At 73.6% G+C, this 18812-nt stretch carries 16 protein-coding genes; 9 read left to right on the top strand and 7 right to left on the bottom strand.

The genetic code is table 11. The features are described from left to right. Nucleotides 1–7: 7 nt before the first annotated feature. From scpA to LG395_RS02895, 3 genes are all read right to left on the bottom strand, one after another. Complete coding sequence (gene scpA, locus LG395_RS02905; protein ID WP_225808320.1) at nt 8–2182, bottom strand: methylmalonyl-CoA mutase; 2175 nt, start codon at nt 2180–2182, stop codon at nt 8–10. After that, nucleotides 2182–3996 carry a methylmalonyl-CoA mutase family protein gene (locus LG395_RS02900; RefSeq protein WP_225808319.1) on the bottom strand — a complete coding sequence of 605 codons (1815 nt, stop codon included), beginning with the start codon at nt 3994–3996 and terminating at the stop codon, nt 2182–2184. Before LG395_RS02900 ends, scpA begins: the two co-directional genes overlap by 1 nt. Nucleotides 3997–4096: 100 nt before the next feature. After that, complete coding sequence (locus tag LG395_RS02895) at nt 4097–4594, bottom strand: MarR family winged helix-turn-helix transcriptional regulator (protein ID WP_225808318.1); 498 nt, start codon at nt 4592–4594, stop codon at nt 4097–4099. Between the two features lie 120 nt (nt 4595–4714). Here LG395_RS02895 and LG395_RS02890 point away from each other — a divergent pair, with 120 nt between their 5' ends. Beyond that, on the top strand, nt 4715–5230 hold the full coding sequence (locus LG395_RS02890; RefSeq protein WP_225808317.1) for a YceI family protein: 516 nt from the start codon (nt 4715–4717) through the stop codon (nt 5228–5230). Here LG395_RS02890 and LG395_RS02885 read toward each other — a convergent pair. Then, a complete protein-coding gene (locus LG395_RS02885; protein ID WP_372463202.1) occupies nt 5211–6959 on the bottom strand; it encodes a hypothetical protein in 1749 nt (582 codons plus the stop codon). The two genes, LG395_RS02890 and LG395_RS02885, sit on opposite strands and share 20 nt — an antisense overlap. Nucleotides 6960–7209: 250 nt before the next feature. Here LG395_RS02885 and LG395_RS02880 point away from each other — a divergent pair, with 250 nt between their 5' ends. The 4 genes from LG395_RS02880 to LG395_RS02865 all read left to right on the top strand — a co-directional run bounded on the left by LG395_RS02880 (nt 7210) and on the right by LG395_RS02865 (nt 10206). Further along, nucleotides 7210–7599, top strand: a complete 390-nt coding sequence (locus tag LG395_RS02880; RefSeq protein WP_171151990.1) for a cell division protein SepF — start codon at nt 7210–7212, stop codon at nt 7597–7599. A gap of 350 nt (nt 7600–7949) precedes the next feature. Further along, a complete protein-coding gene (locus LG395_RS02875; RefSeq protein WP_171151988.1) occupies nt 7950–9143 on the top strand; it encodes an AAA family ATPase in 1194 nt (397 codons plus the stop codon). Beyond that, the gene (locus LG395_RS02870) at nt 9140–9553 is read left to right on the top strand and encodes a nucleotide pyrophosphohydrolase (RefSeq protein ID WP_225808316.1); all 414 of its coding nucleotides are present in this window, start codon (nt 9140–9142) and stop codon (nt 9551–9553) included. The genes LG395_RS02875 and LG395_RS02870 overlap by 4 nt, the downstream gene beginning before the upstream one ends. Before the next feature lie 167 nt (nt 9554–9720). Beyond that, on the top strand, nt 9721–10206 hold the full coding sequence (locus LG395_RS02865) for a DUF6099 family protein (RefSeq protein ID WP_225808315.1): 486 nt from the start codon (nt 9721–9723) through the stop codon (nt 10204–10206). 71 nt (nt 10207–10277) lie between these two features. Here LG395_RS02865 and LG395_RS02860 read toward each other — a convergent pair whose 3' ends face one another. Beyond that, a complete protein-coding gene (locus LG395_RS02860; RefSeq protein ID WP_225808314.1) occupies nt 10278–10442 on the bottom strand; it encodes a hypothetical protein in 165 nt (54 codons plus the stop codon). A gap of 240 nt (nt 10443–10682) precedes the next feature. Between LG395_RS02860 and LG395_RS02855 the strand changes: the two genes are divergently transcribed. Further along, nucleotides 10683–11606: an LLM class F420-dependent oxidoreductase gene (locus LG395_RS02855; protein ID WP_225808313.1), complete on the top strand. Its 924-nt coding sequence runs from the start codon at nt 10683–10685 to the stop codon at nt 11604–11606. Between the two features lie 181 nt (nt 11607–11787). On the opposite strand, the gene LG395_RS02850 is transcribed toward LG395_RS02855, so the two are convergent. Continuing rightward, a complete protein-coding gene (locus tag LG395_RS02850; protein WP_225808312.1) occupies nt 11788–12438 on the bottom strand; it encodes a hypothetical protein in 651 nt (216 codons plus the stop codon). Between the two features lie 139 nt (nt 12439–12577). Next, nucleotides 12578–13534: a D-alanyl-D-alanine carboxypeptidase family protein gene (locus LG395_RS02845; RefSeq protein ID WP_225808311.1), complete on the bottom strand. Its 957-nt coding sequence runs from the start codon at nt 13532–13534 to the stop codon at nt 12578–12580. A 162-nt stretch (nt 13535–13696) separates the two neighbouring features. Here LG395_RS02845 and LG395_RS02840 point away from each other — a divergent pair, with 162 nt between their 5' ends. The 3 genes from LG395_RS02840 (at nt 13697) to LG395_RS02830 (ending at nt 18735) form a co-directional block, all read left to right on the top strand. Further along, nucleotides 13697–14638, top strand: coding sequence for a hypothetical protein (locus LG395_RS02840; protein WP_171151977.1), 942 nt, complete (start codon nt 13697–13699; stop codon nt 14636–14638). A gap of 90 nt (nt 14639–14728) precedes the next feature. Then, entirely contained in the window at nt 14729–16195 is a 1467-nt protein-coding gene (locus LG395_RS02835; protein ID WP_225808310.1) for a 3' terminal RNA ribose 2'-O-methyltransferase Hen1, read from the top strand. Then, nucleotides 16192–18735 carry a polynucleotide kinase-phosphatase gene (locus tag LG395_RS02830; RefSeq protein ID WP_225808309.1) on the top strand — a complete coding sequence of 848 codons (2544 nt, stop codon included), beginning with the start codon at nt 16192–16194 and terminating at the stop codon, nt 18733–18735. Before LG395_RS02835 ends, LG395_RS02830 begins: the two co-directional genes overlap by 4 nt. Nucleotides 18736–18812 lie beyond the last annotated feature (77 nt).

Genomic DNA, 18812 nt, shown 5'->3' with positions numbered 1-18812 from the left:
CGCGGCCCTACAGCTCGTGGCCGAGGTCGGCCGACAGGCGCTTGACCAGGTCGTGGGCGGCGTCCGGGATCACGGTCCCCGGCAGGAACACCTCCGCCGCGCCCATCTCCCGCAGGGCCGGGACGTCCTGCGGCGGAATCACCCCGCCGACCACGATCATGATGTCCTCACGGCCCTCCTCGGCGAGCCTCTCGCGCAGCGCCGGGACGAGCGTGAGGTGACCGGCGGCCAGCGAGGACACCCCGACCACGTGCACGTCCGCCTCGACGGCCTGCCGGGCGACCTCCTCCGGCGTCTGGAACAGCGGGCCGACGTCGACGTCGAAGCCGAGGTCGGCGAAGGCGGTCGCGATCACCTTCTGGCCGCGGTCGTGGCCGTCCTGGCCCATCTTGGCGACCAGGATGCGCGGCCGGCGCCCCTCGGCCTCCTCGAACGCGTCCACCAGCGCCCGGGTGCGGTCCACGGACGGGGACCGGCCTGCTTCGTTGCGGTACACGCCGGAGATCGTACGGATCTGGCTCGCGTGCCGCCCGTACACCTTCTCCAGGGCGTCGGAGATCTCACCGACCGTCGCCTTGGCGCGGGCGGCGCGCACGGCCAGCTCCAGCAGGTTCTCCGTGCCGTCGGCCGCCCGGGTCAGCGCGTCCAGGGCGTCCTGGCAGGCCCGCTCGTCGCGCTCCGCCCGCAGCCGGCGCAGCTTCTCGATCTGCTGCGCCCGCACGGAGGAGTTGTCGACCTTGAGGACCTCGATCCGCTCGTCGCTGTCGACGCGGTACTTGTTGACGCCGATCACCGGCTGCCGGCCGGAGTCGATGCGGGCCTGGGTGCGGGCCGCGGCCTCCTCCACGCGCAGCTTGGGGATGCCCGCGTCGATGGCCTGCGCCATGCCGCCCGCCTGCTCGACCTCCTGGATGTGCGCCCACGCCTTGCGGGCGAGGTCGTACGTCAGCCGCTCCACGTAGGCGCTGCCGCCCCACGGGTCGATGACCCGGGTGGTGCCCGACTCCTGCTGGATGAGCAGCTGGGTGTTGCGGGCGATGCGCGCCGAGAAGTCGGTCGGCAGTGCCAGGGCCTCGTCGAGGGCGTTGGTGTGCAGCGACTGGGTGTGCCCCTGGGTCGCCGCCATCGCCTCCACGGCCGTACGCGTGGCGTTGTTGAACACGTCCTGCGCGGTCAGCGACCAGCCCGAGGTCTGCGAATGGGTGCGCAGCGAGAGGGACTTGGCGTTCTTCGGGTCGAACTGCCGCACCAGCTTCGCCCACAGCAGCCGGGCCGCGCGCAGCTTGGCGATCTCCATGAAGAAGTTCATGCCGATCGCCCAGAAGAAGGACAGCCGGGGCGCGAACGCGTCGACGTCCAGGCCCGCCTCCCGGCCCGCGCGGATGTACTCGACCCCGTCCGCGAGCGTGTACGCCAGCTCCAGGTCGGCCGTCGCGCCGGCCTCCTGGATGTGGTAGCCGGAGATGGAGATGGAGTTGTAGCGGGGCATCCGCTGCGAGGTGTACGCGAAGATGTCGGAGATGATCCGCATCGACGGCTTCGGCGGGTAGATGTAGGTGTTGCGGACCATGAACTCCTTCAGGATGTCGTTCTGAATGGTCCCGGCCAGCTTCTCGGGCGGTACGCCCTGTTCCTCCGCCGCCACGATGTACAGCGCCAGCACCGGCAGCACGGCGCCGTTCATCGTCATCGACACCGTCATCCGGTCCAGCGGGATGCCGTCGAACAGCCGGCGCATGTCGTAGATCGAGTCGATGGCCACGCCCGCCATGCCGACGTCACCGGTCACGCGCGGGTGGTCACTGTCGTAGCCCCGGTGCGTGGGCAGGTCGAAGGCGACCGACAGGCCCTTCTGACCGGCCGCCAGGTTGCGCCGGTAGAAGGCGTTGGACTCCTCGGCGGTGGAGAAGCCCGCGTACTGGCGGATCGTCCAGGGCTGGTTGACGTACATCGTCGGGTACGGGCCGCGCAGGTACGGCGCGATGCCCGGGTAGGTGCCCAGGAAGTCCAGGCCCTCCAGGTCCCGGCCGGTGTACAGCGGCTTGACCCCGATGCCCTCCGGGGTCTCCCACAGCGGCTCCGTGCCCCCGGTGGCCCGCTTCAGGGCCTCACGCCACTCGCCCTCGGTGGCGTCGGCGGCCGGGGTCCCCAGCTCGATGCCGGAGAAGTCGGGGATTCCCATCAGGACACTCCCATGCGGTCGAGGGTCGCGGACAGGACGTCCACGGCGTCACAGCCCGCGAAGACGTACGAGTCGATGCCGGCGTAGTCGCCCCGGCCCGCCAGGAAGACGTGCCGGGCACCGGCCGCGCGCAGCGCCCGCGCCGCCTGTTCGGCCTGTTCGGCGTAGAGAGCGTCGGTGGAGCACAGCACGGCCTCGGTGGCGCCGCTGTCCTCGAAACGGCCCTCGGCGACCGGCTCGACGCCGCCGGCCTGGAAGAGGTTGGCGGCGAAGGTGGAGCGGGCGGTGTACTCGGCGGCGGAGCCGATCGTGGCGAGGAAGATCCGCGGCCGGGCGCCGGTCGCCGCCAGGTGGGCGTCGGAGCGGGCGCGCAGCTCCTCGAACGCCTCGTCGCGGCGCACGCGCGGCAGTCCGCCGGACGGCGGCTCGGGCGCGGGCGCGCGCTTGACCGGCTGCTCCGCCAGCAGTGGGAACTCGCTGACCCCGGTGACGGGTTCGCGCCGCTTGGCGAGCCGCTTGGAGCGCTCGGCCCAGGTCGTCGCGAGGTCGGTGCGCAGCCGGCCGGAGCGCAGCACGGCCGCCTGGCCGCCGTCGCGCTCGAGCGACCGGAAGAACTGCCAGGCGGCCTCTGCGAGTTCGTCGGTCAGCCGCTCGACGTACCAGGAGCCGCCGGCCGGGTCGATGACCCGGGCCAGGTGGGACTCCTCGATCAGGATGGAGGAGGTGTTGCGGGCGATCCGGCGCGCGAAGGCGTCCGGGAGGCCGAGCGCGTGGTCGAACGGCAGCACGGTCACGGAGTCCGCCCCGCCCACCCCCGCGGCGAGCGTCGCGACCGTCGTGCGGAGCATGTTCACCCAGGGGTCGCGGCGGGTCATCATCACCGGCGACGTCACCACGTGCTGCACCTGCGCGCCCGCGGCCGGTGCCCCGCACACCTCGGTGACCCGCGCCCACAGCCGGCGCGCGGCGCGCAGCTTGGCGATGGTCAGGAACTGGTCGGCGGTGGCCGCGTAGCGGAACTCCAGCTGGGCTGCGGCCTGGTCGACGCCGAGCCCGGCCTCGGTCAGCTCCCGCAGGTAGGCCACGCCGGTGGCCAGCGAGGCGCCCAGCTCCTGCGCGGCGGAGCCGCCCGCCTCGTGGTAGGGCAGCGCGTCCACGGTCAGCGCGCGCAGGCCCGGGTACCGCTCGGCGCAGCGGACGGCCAGGGCGGCGAAGGGGGCGAAGTCCAGTGCGGTGCCGGTGCGGGCCTCGTACCCGAGCGGGTCGCCGCCCAGGGTGCCGCGGGCGGCCCGCGGGGCGACGCCCTTGTCGTCGTACAGCCGCAGCAGCACCTCGGCGGCGGCCTCGGTGTCGCGGCCCGCGTCCAGGGCGACCGGCGCCAGATCGAGGTAGACGCCGTCGAGGGCGCGGCCCAGCGCGGAGACCGGGATGCCGCCCTCGCCCAGCACCAGCCACAGGGACGTGGCGCCGTTCTCCAGGTCGGCGAGCACGGCGTCGGCCGTGCCGTCGGCGAGTGCCGTGTGCCGCTGCCGTACGTCCCAGCCGCTCGTGCTGGTGCCCTCCGGGCGGCTGCCCCGCACGAAGGGGGCGAAGCCCGGCAGGCCGGGGTCGGGCGCGCTGTCGCGCGCGGTGTACAGGGGCCGGGTGCGCAGCCCGTCCTCCAGCGTCGTGGACAGGGCGTCCTCGGCTGCCGCGCCGGTCAGTTCCTTGCCCGACTTGCGCAGGACGCCCTCGACCAGGCGTTGCCACTGCTCATGTGTCGCGTCAGGGAACTCGGCGGCCAGTGAGAGCCCGTCGTCAGGCAGGACCGTCATGGCTCGGATGCTAGGGCAGGGCGTCGGAGCCGGGGCGGAGGACGGGCTGTGAGGTTTCTCTTCTTGCGGTGGTGATCCGTGTCTCTCCGCACCCGGCGGCTCAGTGGGTCCCGGTCTCCAGGTCCGGGACGAGGGCGCACATGGCCGCCCGCTGCTCGGGACCCATGGAGTCGGCGAGGGCCTGGCGGACGGTGCCGGCGAGCAGGGCGGAGGTCTCGCGCAGCAGGTCGCGGGCCTTGTCGGTGAGGGCGACCTGCACGCCCCGCTTGTCGCCGCACACGGAGGCGCGGCTGACGAGACCGGCCCGCTGGAGGCAGGCGATCTGGTAGGTGAGGCGGGTCTTGGGGCGGCCGAGGAGATCGGCGACCTGGGTCATCCGCAGTGCGGTGCGCGGCTGCTCCGCCAGCAGGCACAGGATCAGGAACTCGTCGTGGGAGACGTCGAGGGTCTCCTTCACGGCCGACCGCAGCCGCTGCTCCACGGCGCCGGTCGCGGCCAGCAGGACCATCCAGGCGCGCAGCTCTCCCGGGAGCAGCCCGTCGCCGTGCGCGAGGGGGCAGGAGGGCAGGTCGGCGGTGTGCGCGTCGGAGGCGGACATGCGTGGAGTCTATCTGTTGTCCGAATTTGTACGAGTACACGTGGGCGGTGGTTGTTCAAATTTGGATGAGGGGCTAGCGTGAGGTCCAGTCATCCAAATTTGAATCACCTGGAGTACGACATGAGCGTCGCCGTGGAAGCAGGCCTGTGGCAGCTCGACCCGACCGCGTCCACCGTGGGCCTGCGGCACAAGACGCTGTGGGGCCTGGTCACCGTGAAGGGCACCTTCACCGGCGTCGGCGGCACCGGCGAGGTCCGGCCCGACGGCTCGGCCACCGGCACCGTGACCCTGGACGCGGCCTCCCTCGACACGAGGAACGCCAAGCGGGACGTCCACCTGCGCTCGGCCGACTTCTTCGACACCGACCGTCACCCGGAGATCACCTTCACCGTGCGCGGCGCCGACCGGCTCGAGGGCGACACGGTCCGGGTCACCGGACAGCTCACCGTCCGGGGCGTCGGCAGGCCCCTGTCCCTCACCGCCCGCCTGACCGGCGTGAGCGCCGACGCGCTGACCCTGGAGACGGAGTTCGGCGTGGACCGCGAGCAGTTCGGCATGGGCTGGAACCAGCTCGGCATGATCCGCGGACTGACCACGGTCACGGCCGCGCTCCGCTTCACCCGCGCCGCGGACTGAGGCCCAGCTCCGCCCGGGGCACGTCCTGGGTGGACAGCGTCTGCGGGTCCGCCGTGAAGGCGCGCAGCCGGAACCGGGTACCGGGCTTCGCCGGCGCCTGGACATCGCCGGAGGGCGCCCACAGTTCCACGGTCGCCGTGCGGTGGGCGGGAATCGTCGCCGGGCCGCGCATCAGCGACCAGTAACGGCCCATGCCCTGGCCGGCGCTGAGCATGTAGTGCGGGGTGAGCGCGGTGCCGCCCGTGTTGGTGACCCGCAGGGTCAGCCGGGACAGGGTCCGCGCCGGGGTCCGCCGGGCCGCCGTGACGTCCATCCGCAGCGGCGGCGTCCCCGTCACCGCCAGGGCCGCGCTCACCAGCGCGGGCGTGACCAGCGCGCCGACCGCCACGGCCAGAGCCGTCCGGCGGCGCGGACCGGTGAACGGGCGGGGCCGCGGCTGCCAGGCGTGGGCGAACTCCGGCAGGGGCGCGGTCACCGCCGCCGCCAGCCACAACGGGGTCATCATCAGGTAGTAGCCGTCCTGGGACCGGGTCGCCAGGTAGAACGCGCACCAGGGCAGCACGGTCGCGGCCGGCCCGAGCCGCCGGACGAACAGCGCGAACGCCGCCAGCAGGGCGGCGGCGAGCAGAACGCTCGCCCGGCCGTACCAGTCGAGGCGGTCGCTGCCGTGGGTGAAGTACAGCGAGACGTCCACCAGTCCCTGGCCGTGCAGCACCGCGCCCTGGGTCAGCGGCAGGGCGATGCCCCGCAGCCACCGGCCGGGCTCGCTCACGACGAAGTACACGTTGATCAGCAGCCAGGTGAGCACCGCGGTCGCCACGATCCGCAGCACCACCCGCGCCGCCGCCCGGCCGCCCAGCTCGCCGCGCCGCACGGCGTAGATCCCGGCCAGCAGGAACGGCGTGACGAACCACGGCAGTTGCTGGGCGGCGCACGCGGCGCCGAGACACGCGGCCCGCGCGATCCCGGCCGCGCCCAGCCGGCCGCGCGCGCCGAGCCGGGGCCAGCGCACCACCACCGGCAGCAGCAGGACCAGGCCGATGATCGCCGGGTAGCCCTGGCGGGCGTAGCTCGGCAGGAAGCCGAAGCCGAGGCAGACCATCGTCGCCGCCGAGCGCCAGGGCACCGGGAGCAGCCGCCACAGCACCACTGCGCCCACGACCAGCGCGACCGTCGCCGCCGCGGTCGCGGGGGCGCCGCCGTGCCCCAGCCACAGCAGGGGCGCGGCGAGCAGCGGGGCCAGCGGGGGATAGCCGTAGGTGAAGTCGTATCCGCCGTCCATGGTCGGCGTCAGCGCGACGCCCTGGGCGTGGAACAGCCACGGCCAGGGCTGCTCGTACACCGGGTGCCCGGCGACGAGTTCCCGCGCGGCCTGGGTCGTGAGGACCGCCTCGTCACCGCCGTCGTGGTTCAGCGCCCAGGCGCACAGGGCGAGCGTGACCGCCGTCGCCAGCACCACCAGGTCCAGGCGGGCCAGCGAGCGCGTCCGGCGGACGGTGAGGGCGAGCACGCCGGTCACCAGGATCGAGGCGTAGCAGACCGAGATGACGCCCGCGAGGACCAGCCGGTGCGTCGCCGCCTGGGTCCACACCGAGCGGGTGCCGATGAACAGGCTCACGTCGGCGAGGAGCGTCAGTACGCGGTGCCACTGCGCGGGGCCGTCCGGCGCCGCCGCGCGGGCCCCCGGATCGGCGGACACCGCCGACGATGTCCGCCGTCCGGGTGTCACCTGCTGTGTCTCTGCCACGTGCACGGCACGCGACGCTAGCGGGGAGCGGTGAGCGGAGGCGCGCGGACCGATGAAGAGTCGGGTATGAGCCCGGTAAGAAGCGGGCGTATCCGTACATCTGACGCAGGGTGTGACGAGCGAGATACGGCCGGCCCGGTCGCGCACCGTGTCGTTGTTGGGCCGAACGGGTGACTTGGCGTAAGAATTGGCTGGTGCAGGGAATGAGTGCGAGTCAGGTCAGGGGGAGCCGGTGAGCCGTTACGACGTCACCGATGAACAGTGGGAAGGGCTCGCCCAGGTCGTGCCGCTGCGGGGCCGGGACGCCTGGCCGTCCGCGGTGGACCACCGCTCGCTGCCCGACGCCGAGACCGAGACCCGGCGACGGTTCGTGGTCCTGCGTGTCAACGTCTTCGCGGACGCCCGGGAAGTCGCCGAGACCCTGATGGCCGGGGCGCCGGTGCTGCTCGACCTGTCCGGCGCGGAGGGCGACGTCGCCAAGCGCGTCCTCGACTTCAGCACGGGCGTCGTCTTCGGCCTGGGCAGCGGCATGCACCGCGTGGACCGCAACGTCTTCCTCCTCACCCCGCCCGGGACGGAGGTCAGCGGACTCATGGAGGGCGCGGCGCTCTCAGGCGGCTGAGCCGCACCGCCCCGGCTCACCCCGGCACGACGCCCTGCCGGGGGCGGCGGGGCTGCGGGAGCGCGGGCCGGGTCGCGGGAGCCCCGGCCGTCGGCGTGCGGCAGGAGCATGGCGTCCACGGTGCCGCCGTCCGTGTCGAAGGCCGTGGGCGCGGGCGAGGGGCCGCGGCGGTCGGCTCGTTCCGCGGGGCGCGCACCCCGACGCCCGCCGCACGGGCCCCCCGGGTACGGAACCGGGCCGGGCCGGTGGTGTGGTCCGCGCGGGACGTCCGCTGCGTCGGGTCCCCCGATCGTAGGAACGTCCCGGCAGTGAAACGGTTCGGCGTACGGGCGGAGCCCTACGGTCCGCATATGGCCGTGCCCTCCGTGTCCGCTGAGCCGCCGGCGGCCGAAGCGTCCGCCGCCGTCCCCGCGCACCTCCTCCCGTCCCCGGACATCCGGTCCCGGATCACCGAACTGCGGCTGTCGGCCTTCGCCGGGCACCGGCGGGCCGGGTTCCCGCTCGGGCCGGTCACCGTGTTCGCGGGGCCCAGCGGGACCGGCAAGACCACCGCGCTCGCCGCGTACGAGGCGCTGGCCCGGCTCGGCGGCGGTGCCCCGCTCGCCGAGGCGTTCCCGGACCCGGTCGCCTGCGTGCCGGAACGGGCCCGCCCCGACGCCGGGGGGCGGCGGGGATTCCGGATCGGCTGCACCGCCGACGGCGCCGAGGGCCCGGTCCGGCTCGACCTCGCCGTGCAGGCCGAACCGTACCCGCGGATCGTGGGGGAGCGGCTGACCGCGCGTGGGGTCGTCCTGCTGGAGACCGCCCTGCGCGACCCCGGGCGCCGGACCGTCCAGGCCGCCTGGCACACCGCCGGCACCGCCCCGGTCACCCGTGCCCCGCTCCCCGACGACCGCCTGGGCACCGCCCTGCTGCCGCTGCGCGTGGCCGGCAAGACGGACGGCCAGCGCCACGTGCTCGCCGCGGCCGAGCAGATGGTCGTCGCCCTGCGCTCCGTCTTCCCCTGCGACCCGCGCCCCGAGCAGATGCGCGCCCCGGTCCCCACCGGCTCGGGCCGGCTGCTGCGCGGCTGCGGCAACCTCGCCGACGTACTGTGGCGCACGCGCGCGGAGTGCGGCCGGCGGCACGGCCTGCTGGTCGAGGCGCTGCGCGCGGGCTGCGCCGGGCGGGTGGCCGACCTGGTCGCCGAGCCGCTGGCCGACGGTACGGTACGGGCGCTGCTCGACCGCGGCGACGGCTTCCGCAGCGAACTCGCCCGGCTGGGCGACGGCGAACTGCGCTACCTCGCGCTCACGCTGGTGCTGCTGACCGGGCCCGGCGTGCTCGACGTGGACACCCCAGGCGAGGTGCCCGACGCGCTGCGGACCCTCACCGTCCTCGCCGACGGTTTCGACCGCGGCCTGGATCCGGGGCAGCGCCGGGAGTTGCTGCGGACGGCCGCGCGGATGGGCGAACGGGGGCACATCCGCTGCGTGGCCGCGGTGAGCGACGCGTCATGGGCCACCGGGACCCCCGGTGTCACGGTGGTACACCTGAACCCGTGACCGAACACCCCGATCCCGGCCTGGCCCGACTCCAGCGCCGACTGGCCGAGTTCGCCGCCGCGCGGAACTGGCAGCCCTACCACACGCCCAAGAACCTCGTCGCCGCCCTCTCGGTGGAGGCCTCCGAACTGGTCGAGATCTTCCAGTGGCTGACGCCCGAGGAGTCCGCCCGGGTGATGGACGACCCCGCGACGGCCCACCGCGTCACGGACGAGGTCGCCGACGTCCTGGCCTACCTGCTCCAGCTCTGCGAGGTCCTCGGCGTCGATCCGCTCGCCGCGCTGGCCGCGAAGATCGACCGCAACGAACGCCGGTTCCCGCTTCCCGGGGCCGGCGCCGGGGCCGGCCCCGGGGACGGCGACCTGGACCCGGAACGGGACCGGGGTCGCGGCCGGCAATCGGAGTTGTGAATTCCGCTATTACTCTCCGAAGTCAAACCGCCGGTCGAATCCGAATTGTTGTCCACAGATTTCGGTCTTCCTCTGGCTTTTCGCCCCACGCTCCCTCACGCTGGGTAGTGAACAAGGGAGTTCGGGTGGCCGCGCGAGGTGACGCGGCGGAGGGACGGGGGCACCGTATGGACGCGATACGGCTCATTCTCACGAGCAGGCGGGCCCTGGCGGGCGGCGCCGACACGGCGGAGATGATGGCGGAGGTCTGGCAGGCACAGGCCCTGGCGCAGGCGATCGGGAGCCGCCTCGCGGTCTCCGGCCCGCCCGAACTGCGCGGCGAGGCACTGGGACTGACGGAACTGGCGGGCCGGGGCTGCGGAGTCCTGGACCCGCCCGAACTCGACCCCGGCGATCTGCGCGCCGCCCAGCTCACCCGGCTGGACGACGCCCGCGAGACCCTGCTCTGCCTCGGCGGCCTGCTCGGCGAGGTCGGCATCGCCCTGGTCGGCATGGCCAGCGCGGCGGCCGACGAGACGACGTACTGGCAGTGCATGGAGGCCATCGACGCCGCCGACGAGTCCCGCGACCGCGTCCTGGAGATGCTGCGCAAGCTGGCAGCCCGGGAGGAGGTGCTGCCGGGCGACATCCAGGACAGCCCGTCGGGCGTCTGACCGGCGGCCCGCCGAGCCGTCACCGCGCGCTTCGCCGAGCCGTCACCGCGCGCGTCGCCGAGCCGTCCGCCTCATCGCGCCTCGTCGGCCGCGCCCGGCGCCGGCGCCCCGGCCTGGAGGTCCGTCAGGGCCGACAGATCCGCGTTCAGCGCCGCCATCAGCTCCTCCATCTGCTCCAGCAACCCCTTCGGCCGGCCGGCGGGGCCCTCCGGCCGGGGAACGGACTCTTCGGACATGACGACGGCCTCCTCGGCTCCCGGCCCGCCGGGGCCGGCGCGGTGACGCGCGACGGAAGCCACGGTCCGGCGCGGGCGCCGGACGGTCCGGCTCCGACGGCCCAACGACCACCGCCGGGGCCGGTCACTGGCCCGCAGCGGAGCCCGCGCGCGGGGCGGAGCAATTTCACCCGCCCGGGGAGTGCCGTGCCGGGTGGTACCGGCGCGGTGGACGCGGGCGGCGCCGTGCAGGATAGATGTATGGACCTTCGAATCTTCACCGAGCCCCAGCAGGGGGCCACCTACGACACTCTGCTCACCGTGGCCAAGGCCACCGAGGACCTGGGCTTCGACGCCTTCTTCCGTTCCGACCACTACCTCCGCATGGGCGGCGCGGACGGTTTGCCCGGCCCGACCGACGCCTGGATCACCCTGGCCGGCCTCGCCCGCGAGACCAAGCGCATCCGTCTCGGCACGCTGATGACCGCCGGCACCTTCCGGCTGCCCGGCGTCCTCGCCATCCAGGTCGCCCAGGCCGACCAGATGTCCGGCGGCCGGGTCGAACTCGGCCTCGGCGCGGGCTGGTTCGAGGAGGAGCACAAGGCGTACGGCATCCCCTTCCCGAAGGAGAAGTTCGCGCGGCTGGAGGAGCAGCTCGCGATCGTCACCGGGCTGTGGGCGACCGAGGCCGGCAAGACCTTCGACTTCCACGGCAGGTTCTACGACCTCACCGACTCGCCGGCGCTGCCCAAGCCCGCCCAGAAGAAGGTCCCCGTGCTGATCGGCGGCCACGGCGCGACCCGCACCCCGCGGCTCGCCGCCCGGTACGCCGACGAGTTCAACATCCCGTTCGCCTCGATCGAGGACAGCGAGCGGCAGTTCGGCCGGGTGCGGGCCGCGGCGGTGGAGGCGGGCCGCGACGCGGACGACCTGACGTACTCCAACGCGCTCGTCGTCTGCGTCGGCAGGGACGACCAGGAGGTGGCCCGCCGCGCCGCCGCGATCGGCCGTGAGGTGGACGAGCTGAAGGCCAACGGGCTGGCCGGTTCCCCGGCGGAGGTCGTCGACAAGATCGGCCGGTACGCCGAGATCGGCTCCCGGCGGATCTACCTCCAGGTACTGGACCTCGACGACCTGGACCACCTGGAGCTGATCTCCAGCCAGGTCCAGTCCCAGCTGTCGTAGCCACGCGGCGACCCGATCCCGTCCCGGGGCCCGCCCCCAAGAGCCCCGGGACCGCCCTCCTGTCCCGCCCCGGCTGCTTCTGGATCAACGCGGGCGTCGCCGGCCTCGGCCTCGCCGCCGTTGACCCGCGGGACACTCGCCGGGGCGGTCTCCGGGCGCCGGCCGGAGCGGGGTGGGGCCGTCACAGGTCCCGGGTCACAAGACGCTCGCCGTCCCGTGTGAGGACGAGCAGGTTCCAGGCGACGCCGGCGTCCCCGTCGTCGCCGTCCCACCACTCGGCGAACGCGTCGGCCAGGTCCGCCGCGTCCGCCCCGCGGTCGTCGTGGTCGTGGGAAGCGGTGAGTTCGACGTCGTAGTCGTGGTCGCCGAGGTGGACCAGGACGACCCGGCTCGCCCCCGCCGCCGCGGCCTTCCGGCCGTGCCGCGCGGCCCAGGAGCGGAAGCCGGCCAGGAGACCGGGGTCCGTCTCACGGCGGGTCAGGGGGCGCGCGGGACGCCGGTGCCGCGCCCCGGACACCCCGTGCCGGCAGCCGAGCACCCAGGCACCGCGGTCCCGTTCCACGACCTCCCGCGGCCGGGCTGTGAGGGAGCGGCGCACACAGCCGCCCCACACCACTTCCCGGACCGCCGCGCCCTTGCCGCCCGAGTCGAGGATCTCCTTGCCGGTCCGCCAGCCGGCGTCGTAGGCGGCGGACCGGGCCGGAGAGGTCGGGCGCGCGGCGGACGGCGGCCGCCCCACGCCGGTGTCGCAGGACACCGTGAGCAGCGCGAGCAGTCCCAGTGCGGCCGGGGCCCACGCCCGCCACCTGGCCCTCCGGTCGGTCAGGGGCACGGTGGGTCCTCCCTTCGACGTCCCCGCCTCGTCTGTCCGCAAGGTGAGAGGGTTCCCGAGCCGCAGGGGTTGCCCGCGCGGCCCGGCGGAGTGGCCCGACGCGGGTGCCGGGGGGACCCGCGGATCCCCCCGGGCCGGCTCAGCCCCGCTGGGCGAAGCCGTAGTCCAGGATCTTCGCCGCGTCCTTGAAACGCTGGTCCGCCGACGTGTCCGCGAGGATCGTGCCCACGACCGTCCTCGTACCACGGGTGGCCGCGAACACCAGGCAGAACTTCGCCTCCGGACCGGAGCCGGTCTTCACGCCGAAGGCGCCGCGGTAGGAGGCGAGGAGCTTGTTCGAGTTGTCCCACGGCTTCATGGCGTGCGTTCCGCCGCCGGGCCGGTACGACCGCATGTCGTCGTAGACCCTGGTGCCGACGACCTTCTTGAACGTCTTGTTCTTCAGCGCGACCCCGGCCAGCCTGGCCAGGTCGCGGGGCGAGGAGTAGTTCTTCCCGTTGGACACCCCGTCGAAGGAGTCGAAGTGGGTGTTCTTCAGGCCGAGTTCGCGCGCCTTGGCGTTCATCTTGCCGATGAACGACCTGGTCCGCAGGGCCGTCGTCGAGCCCGTCCCGTAGGTGTCCGCGAGCGCGTAGGCCGCGTCGCAGCCCGAGGGGAGCAGCAGGCCGTACAGCAGGTCGCCCGTCGTCATCGAGTCGCCGAGGATCAGGTTGGCGCTCGAGTAGCGCTGGACGTGCGTCACCGGGTCGATGACGTAGTCGGTGTACTCCTTCTTGATCTTCACCTTCTTCCCGAGGTCCACGTTCCGCTGCGACAGCACCACGAGCGCCGTCATGATCTTCGTCGTGGAGCCGGTCCGCAGCCGCCCGTCCGGCGCCTTGCCGAAGAGCTGCTTGCCGGTCGCCGGGTTCATGGCGTACGCGCCCTGCGCCGACACCTGCGGTGCCGCGGCGGCGGAGCGCTGGGCGGCGGCCGCGGCCGGTGCCGTGGCCGCCTGGGCGGGAGCGGTCGCGAGGACGCCCGCCCCGAGGACGGCACCGGCCGCCGCGGCGACGGCGGCTCTCCGGCGTACCCGGGTTCCCTGGCCGTTGGTCATGGTTCCCCCTTCAGTCAGTGGTCAGTTGACGAGGGCTCACTCCATCAGACGCCGGGGCGGGGCGGCCGTAACCGAGATCACATGGGCCTGCTGTGAACACCATGTGCCGGAACTGTGGCTTCCGTCACAGCGCACATGATCCCTGCCTGGTCATATGACCGCGTGCGTAAAATCCTCCCCCTTGCCCTCACCGGCCTGCTCGCCGTGTCGGCGTGCCAGTTCGTCGGCGACGACGACCCCGGCGACGAGGCCCACCGCCTCAACACGATGAAGTCGTTCCCGCTGAACGCCTACGTAGCGGACGCGACGTCCCGCGACGGCAAGGCCGTCGGCACGGCACAGTGGATCCTCGCGAAGCGGTGCATGGTCCGGCTCGGGTTCACCGGTTTCAGGACACTCGACATCAGGACCGTCGAGTCGACCTACCCGGTCCGGCAGGGCACCTTCGTGGGCGGCGGCAAGGTCGGCGACGACAGCCCGTACGGTGTGGACGACCCCGGCCTGGCGGCCGAGCACGGCTACCACAACGTGGTGCGCGACGAGTCCGACGACCAGCCCATGGAGTGGCCCGCCGACCAGTACGCGGCCCTCACCGGCACGTTCGAGTCCGGCGACAGCCACCGGGCGCACGGCCACCCCATCCCGGCGAAGGGATGCATGGGCGAGGCCGTCCGGAAGATCTACGGCCCCGAACCCAAGCCGGCGAAGATCGGCGGCGTGCGGCTCAGCGGCTACTACTCGCTCCCCGCGCAGTACTGGTACCAGGCGCACAAGCAAGCGCGGAAGAACCCCGCCTGGAAGAAGGCCGAGCGCGAATGGTCCACCTGCATGAAGGACAAGGGCTTCCGCTACTCCGACCCGGACCAGGCGTCCACCGACTCCGACTGGTTCCGCGGTGACAAGCCGTCGGAGAAGGAGAAGAAGACCGCCGCCGCGGACGCCCGGTGCAAGCTCGACACCGGCTTCATCCAGGCCGTGCACGCCATCGAGAGCCGCGCGCAGAAGACCGCCATCAGCAAGAACAAGAAGGCGCTGGACGCACGGCTCGCCGACGACCGGCGGGCCATGGCGAGGGCGCGGAAGATCGTCGACGACGCGGCCTGAGCGGGCGGACCGGGCCGCACGGCCGGGCCGGCGGGCCGCCGCACGGAAAACCTGTGGTCGCAGAGGTTCCGGCCGGGGAGACTCGGCAGTATGTTCCTGACGATCTCCACCACCGGCACGGCGGGGAACCCGGCCACCGACCTCGGGTACCTGCTGCACAAGCACCCCGACAAGGCGCAGGCGTTCTCCACGTCGTACGGCACGGCGCACGTCTTCTACCCCGAGGCGGACACCGAACGCTGCACGGCCGCCCTGCTGCTGGAGACCGACACCCTCGCACTGCTCCGCCGGGGCAAGGGCAAGGGCCGCGGCGGCGCCCCCGACGCGGCCCTCGCGCAGTACGTCAACGACCGCCCCTACGCGGCCTCCTCGCTCCTCGCCGTCGCGCTGAGCACCGTCTTCTCCAGCGCCCTGCGCGGTGTGTGCCAGGCCCGCCCCGAGCGGGCGGCGGACCCGCTGCCGCTGCGCGTCGAGGTCCCGGCGCTGCCCGCCCGCGGCGGAGCCGGCCTCGTACGACGGCTCTTCGAACCGCTCGGCTGGACGGTCACCGCCGACCCCGTGCCGCTCGACACCGCGTTCCCGGAATGGGGCGACTCGCGGTACGTCCGGCTGGTGCTGGAGTCGGAGCGACTGACCCTCGCCGAGGCGCTGCGCCACCTGTACGTCCTGCTGCCGGTGCTGGACGACGCCAAGCACTACTGGGTCTCCGCCGACGAGGTCGACAAGCTGCTGCGCGCCGGTGAGGGCTGGCTGGCCGGCCACCCGGAGCAGCAGCTCATCACCAGCCGCTATCTGTCCCGGCGCTGGTCGCTGACCCGGCAGGCACGCGAGCGGCTGGAGCTGGTGCGGCTGGCCGAGGCCGACGACAGCGAGGTCGAGGACATCGACAACGCCGTCGCGGAGGAGACCGAGACGGAGGAGAAGCCGGCCCCGCTCGCGGAGCGGCGCCGGGCGGCGATCCTCACCGCGCTGCACGCCTGCGGTGCCGCACGCGTCCTCGACCTCGGCTGCGGCCAGGGCCAGTTGGTGCGGGCGCTGCTCAAGGACACCCGGTTCACCGAGATCGTCGGCGTGGACGTGTCCGTACGGGCCCTGACCATCGCGGCACGGCGGATCGGGCTCGACCGGATGGGGGAGCGGCAGGCGGCCCGCGTCCGGCTCGTCCAGGGCTCCCTCGCCTACACCGACAACCGGCTCAAGGGGTACGACGCCGCCGTGCTCAGCGAGGTGATCGAACACGTCGACCTGCCCCGGCTGCCCGCCCTGGAGTACTCCGTGTTCGGGCACGCGCGCCCCCGCACGGTCGTCGTGACCACCCCGAACGTCGAGTACAACGTCCGCTGGGACAGCCTGCCCGCCGGACACGCCCGGCACGGCGACCACCGCTTCGAGTGGACCCGCGAGGAGTTCCGCGCCTGGGCGGCGGCGGTGGCCGGACGCCACGGCTACGACGTCGAGTTCGTTCCCGTCGGCCCGGACGACCCCGAGGTCGGCCCACCCACCCAGATGGCCGTGTTCCACCGTGACGACACCGAGAAGGAGGCGAAGGCCGCATGAACGGAACCCGCGAGCCGGGACGGGAACTCCCCGTCACCGACCTGTCCCTCGTCGTCCTCGTCGGCGCCTCCGGCTCCGGCAAGTCCACGTTCGCCCGGCGGCACTTCAAGCCCACCGAGGTGATCTCCTCCGACTTCTGCCGCGGTCTGGTCGCCGACGACGAGAACGACCAGAGCGCCAGCCGGGACGCCTTCGACGTCCTGCACTACATCGCGGGCAAGCGGCTGGCCGCCGGCCGCCGCACCGTCGTGGACGCCACCAGCGTCCAGCAGGACTCCCGGCGTCAGCTGATCGACCTGGCCAAGCGGTACGACGTGCTGCCCATCGCCATCGTGCTGGACGTGCCGGAGGAGGTGTGCGCCGAGCGCAACGCGGCCCGCACCGACCGCGCCGACATGCCCCGCCGGGTCATCCAGCGGCACATCCGCGAACTGCGCCGCTCGCTGCGCCACCTGGAGCGCGAGGGCTTCCGCAAGGTGCATGTGCTGCGCGGGACACAGGAGGTGGAGAACGCCACCGTCGTCACCGAGAGGCGCTACAACGACCTGACCCACCTCACCGGCCCGTTCGACATCATCGGCGACGTCCACGGCTGCTCCGCGGAACTGGAGGCGCTGCTGGCCAAGCTGGGGTACGCGGACGGGGCGCACCCCGACGGCCGTACCGCCGTGTTCGTCGGCGACCTGGTCGACCGCGGCCCGGACAGCCCCGGTGTGCTGCGCCGGGTGATGTCCATGGTGAAGTCGGGCAACGCCCTGTGCGTCCCCGGCAACCACGAGAACAAGTACGGCCGCCACCTCAAGGGCCGCCGGGTCCAGCACACCCACGGACTCGCCGAGACCATCGCGCAGATGGAGGCCGAGAGCGAGGGGTTCCGGGCCGAGGTGCGGGAGTTCATCGACGGACTGGTCAGCCACTACGTCCTGGACGGCGGCCGGCTCGTGGTCTGCCACGCCGGCCTGCCGGAGAAGTACCACGGCCGCACCTCCGGCCGGGTCCGCTCGCACGCCCTGTACGGGGAGACCACCGGCGAGACCGACGAGTTCGGGCTGCCGGTGCGCTACCCGTGGGCGGAGGACTACCGGGGCCGGGCCGCGGTGGTCTACGGCCACACCCCCGTGCCCGAGGCGACATGGCTCAACAACACCATCTGCCTGGACACCGGGGCCGTCTTCGGCGGCAAGCTGACCGCGCTGCGCTGGCCGGAGCGGGAACTGGTCGACGTACCGGCCGAGCGGGTCTGGTACGAGCCGGCGCGGCCGCTGCGCACCGAGGCGCCCGGCGGGCAGGACGGCCGGCCGCTGGACCTGGCGGACGTGCACGGCCGCCGGGCCGTGGAGACCCGGCACGCGGGCAGGGTGGCCGTCCGCGAGGAGAACGCGGCGGCGGCCCTCGAGGTCATGAGCCGCTTCGCGACCGACCCGCGCCTGCTGCCGTACCTGCCGCCGACCATGGCACCGACGGCCACCTCGCAGATCGAGGGCTACCTCGAGCACCCCGAGGAGGCCTTCGCGGGGTACGCGCGGGACGGGGTCGCGCGGGTGGTGTGCGAGGAGAAGCACATGGGCTCCCGCGCGGTGGCCCTGGTCTGCCGGGACGCGGAGACGGCACGCAGGCGGTTCGGTGTGGACGGCCCCACGGGGTCGCTCTACACCCGTACCGGGCGGCCGTTCCTCGACGACGCGGAGATGACCGAGGAGATCCTCGGACGGCTGCGCTCGGCGATCGGGGACGCCGGTCTGTGGGACGGACTGGACTCGGACTGGCTGCTGCTGGACGCCGAGCTGATGCCCTGGTCGCTGAAGGCCACCGGGCTGCTGCGCGGCCAGTACGCGGCCGTCGGCGCCGCGTCCGGCGCGGTGTTCCCGGGTGCGCTCGCCGCCCTGGAGGCCGCGGCGGCGCGCGGTGCCGGCGTGGGCACCCTGCTCACCCGGCAGCGCGAACGCGCCGCCGACGCCCGGGCGTTCACCGACGCCTACCGCCGCTACTGCTGGGTCACCGAGGGCCTGGACGGCGTCCGGCTGGCCCCCTTCCAGCTCCTGGCCGTCCAGGGCCGCAGCCTCGCCGCGCTCCCGCACGACGAGCAACTGGCCCTGATCGACCGGCTGGTGGAGCACGACGGCACGGGACTGCTCCAGACCACCCGGCGGCTGTACGTGGACACCGGCGACCCGGAGTCGGTCCGCGCGGGCGTCGACTGGTGGCTGGAGATGACCGGCCGGGGCGGCGAGGGCATGGTCGTCAAGCCGGTCGGCGCGCTGGTGCGCACCCCCGAGGGGCGGCTGGTGCAGCCCGGCGTGAAGTGCCGGGGCCGTGAGTACCTGCGGATCATCTACGGCCCCGAGTACACCCGGCCGGAGAACCTGGCCCGGCTGCGGCGGCGGTTCCTGAACCACAAGCGGTCCCTGGCGCTGCGCGAGTACGCCCTCGGCCTGGAGGCCCTGGACCGGCTCGCCGGCGGGGAGCCGCTGTGGCGGGTGCACGAGGCGGTGTTCGGGGTGCTGGCGCTGGAGTCGGAGCCGGTGGACCCGCGCCTGTAGGCACCGCCGGGCACACCTCCTCACGGCACCGGCACACGCCCTCCCGACGCGCCGGTCACACGACGCCCTTGTGTCGC

Origin of the sequence: Streptomyces spinosus (genome assembly GCF_020400655.1) — a bacterium.
GTDB classification, from domain to species: domain Bacteria; phylum Actinomycetota; class Actinomycetes; order Streptomycetales; family Streptomycetaceae; genus Streptomyces; species Streptomyces argyrophylli.
Note: the sequence above shows the minus strand (reverse complement) of the source record. Positions and strands in the feature narration are given on the sequence as shown.

Excerpts from the sequence above, each read along its gene's own strand:
- scpA (WP_225808320.1), bottom strand. The coding sequence starts at position 2,182 with ATGGGAATCCCCGACTTCTCCGGCATCGAGCTGGGGACCCCGGCCGCC.
- LG395_RS02900 (WP_225808319.1), bottom strand. The coding sequence starts at position 3,996 with ATGACGGTCCTGCCTGACGACGGGCTCTCACTGGCCGCCGAGTTCCCT.
- LG395_RS02895 (WP_225808318.1), bottom strand. The coding sequence starts at position 4,594 with ATGTCCGCCTCCGACGCGCACACCGCCGACCTGCCCTCCTGCCCCCTC.
- LG395_RS02890 (WP_225808317.1), top strand. The coding sequence starts at position 4,715 with ATGAGCGTCGCCGTGGAAGCAGGCCTGTGGCAGCTCGACCCGACCGCG.
- LG395_RS02875 (WP_171151988.1), top strand. The coding sequence starts at position 7,950 with ATGGCCGTGCCCTCCGTGTCCGCTGAGCCGCCGGCGGCCGAAGCGTCC.
- LG395_RS02865 (WP_225808315.1), top strand. The coding sequence starts at position 9,721 with ATGGACGCGATACGGCTCATTCTCACGAGCAGGCGGGCCCTGGCGGGC.
- LG395_RS02860 (WP_225808314.1), bottom strand. The coding sequence starts at position 10,442 with ATGTCCGAAGAGTCCGTTCCCCGGCCGGAGGGCCCCGCCGGCCGGCCG.
- LG395_RS02855 (WP_225808313.1), top strand. The coding sequence starts at position 10,683 with ATGGACCTTCGAATCTTCACCGAGCCCCAGCAGGGGGCCACCTACGAC.
- LG395_RS02845 (WP_225808311.1), bottom strand. The coding sequence starts at position 13,534 with ATGACCAACGGCCAGGGAACCCGGGTACGCCGGAGAGCCGCCGTCGCC.
- LG395_RS02835 (WP_225808310.1), top strand. The coding sequence starts at position 14,729 with ATGTTCCTGACGATCTCCACCACCGGCACGGCGGGGAACCCGGCCACC.
- LG395_RS02830 (WP_225808309.1), top strand. The coding sequence starts at position 16,192 with ATGAACGGAACCCGCGAGCCGGGACGGGAACTCCCCGTCACCGACCTG.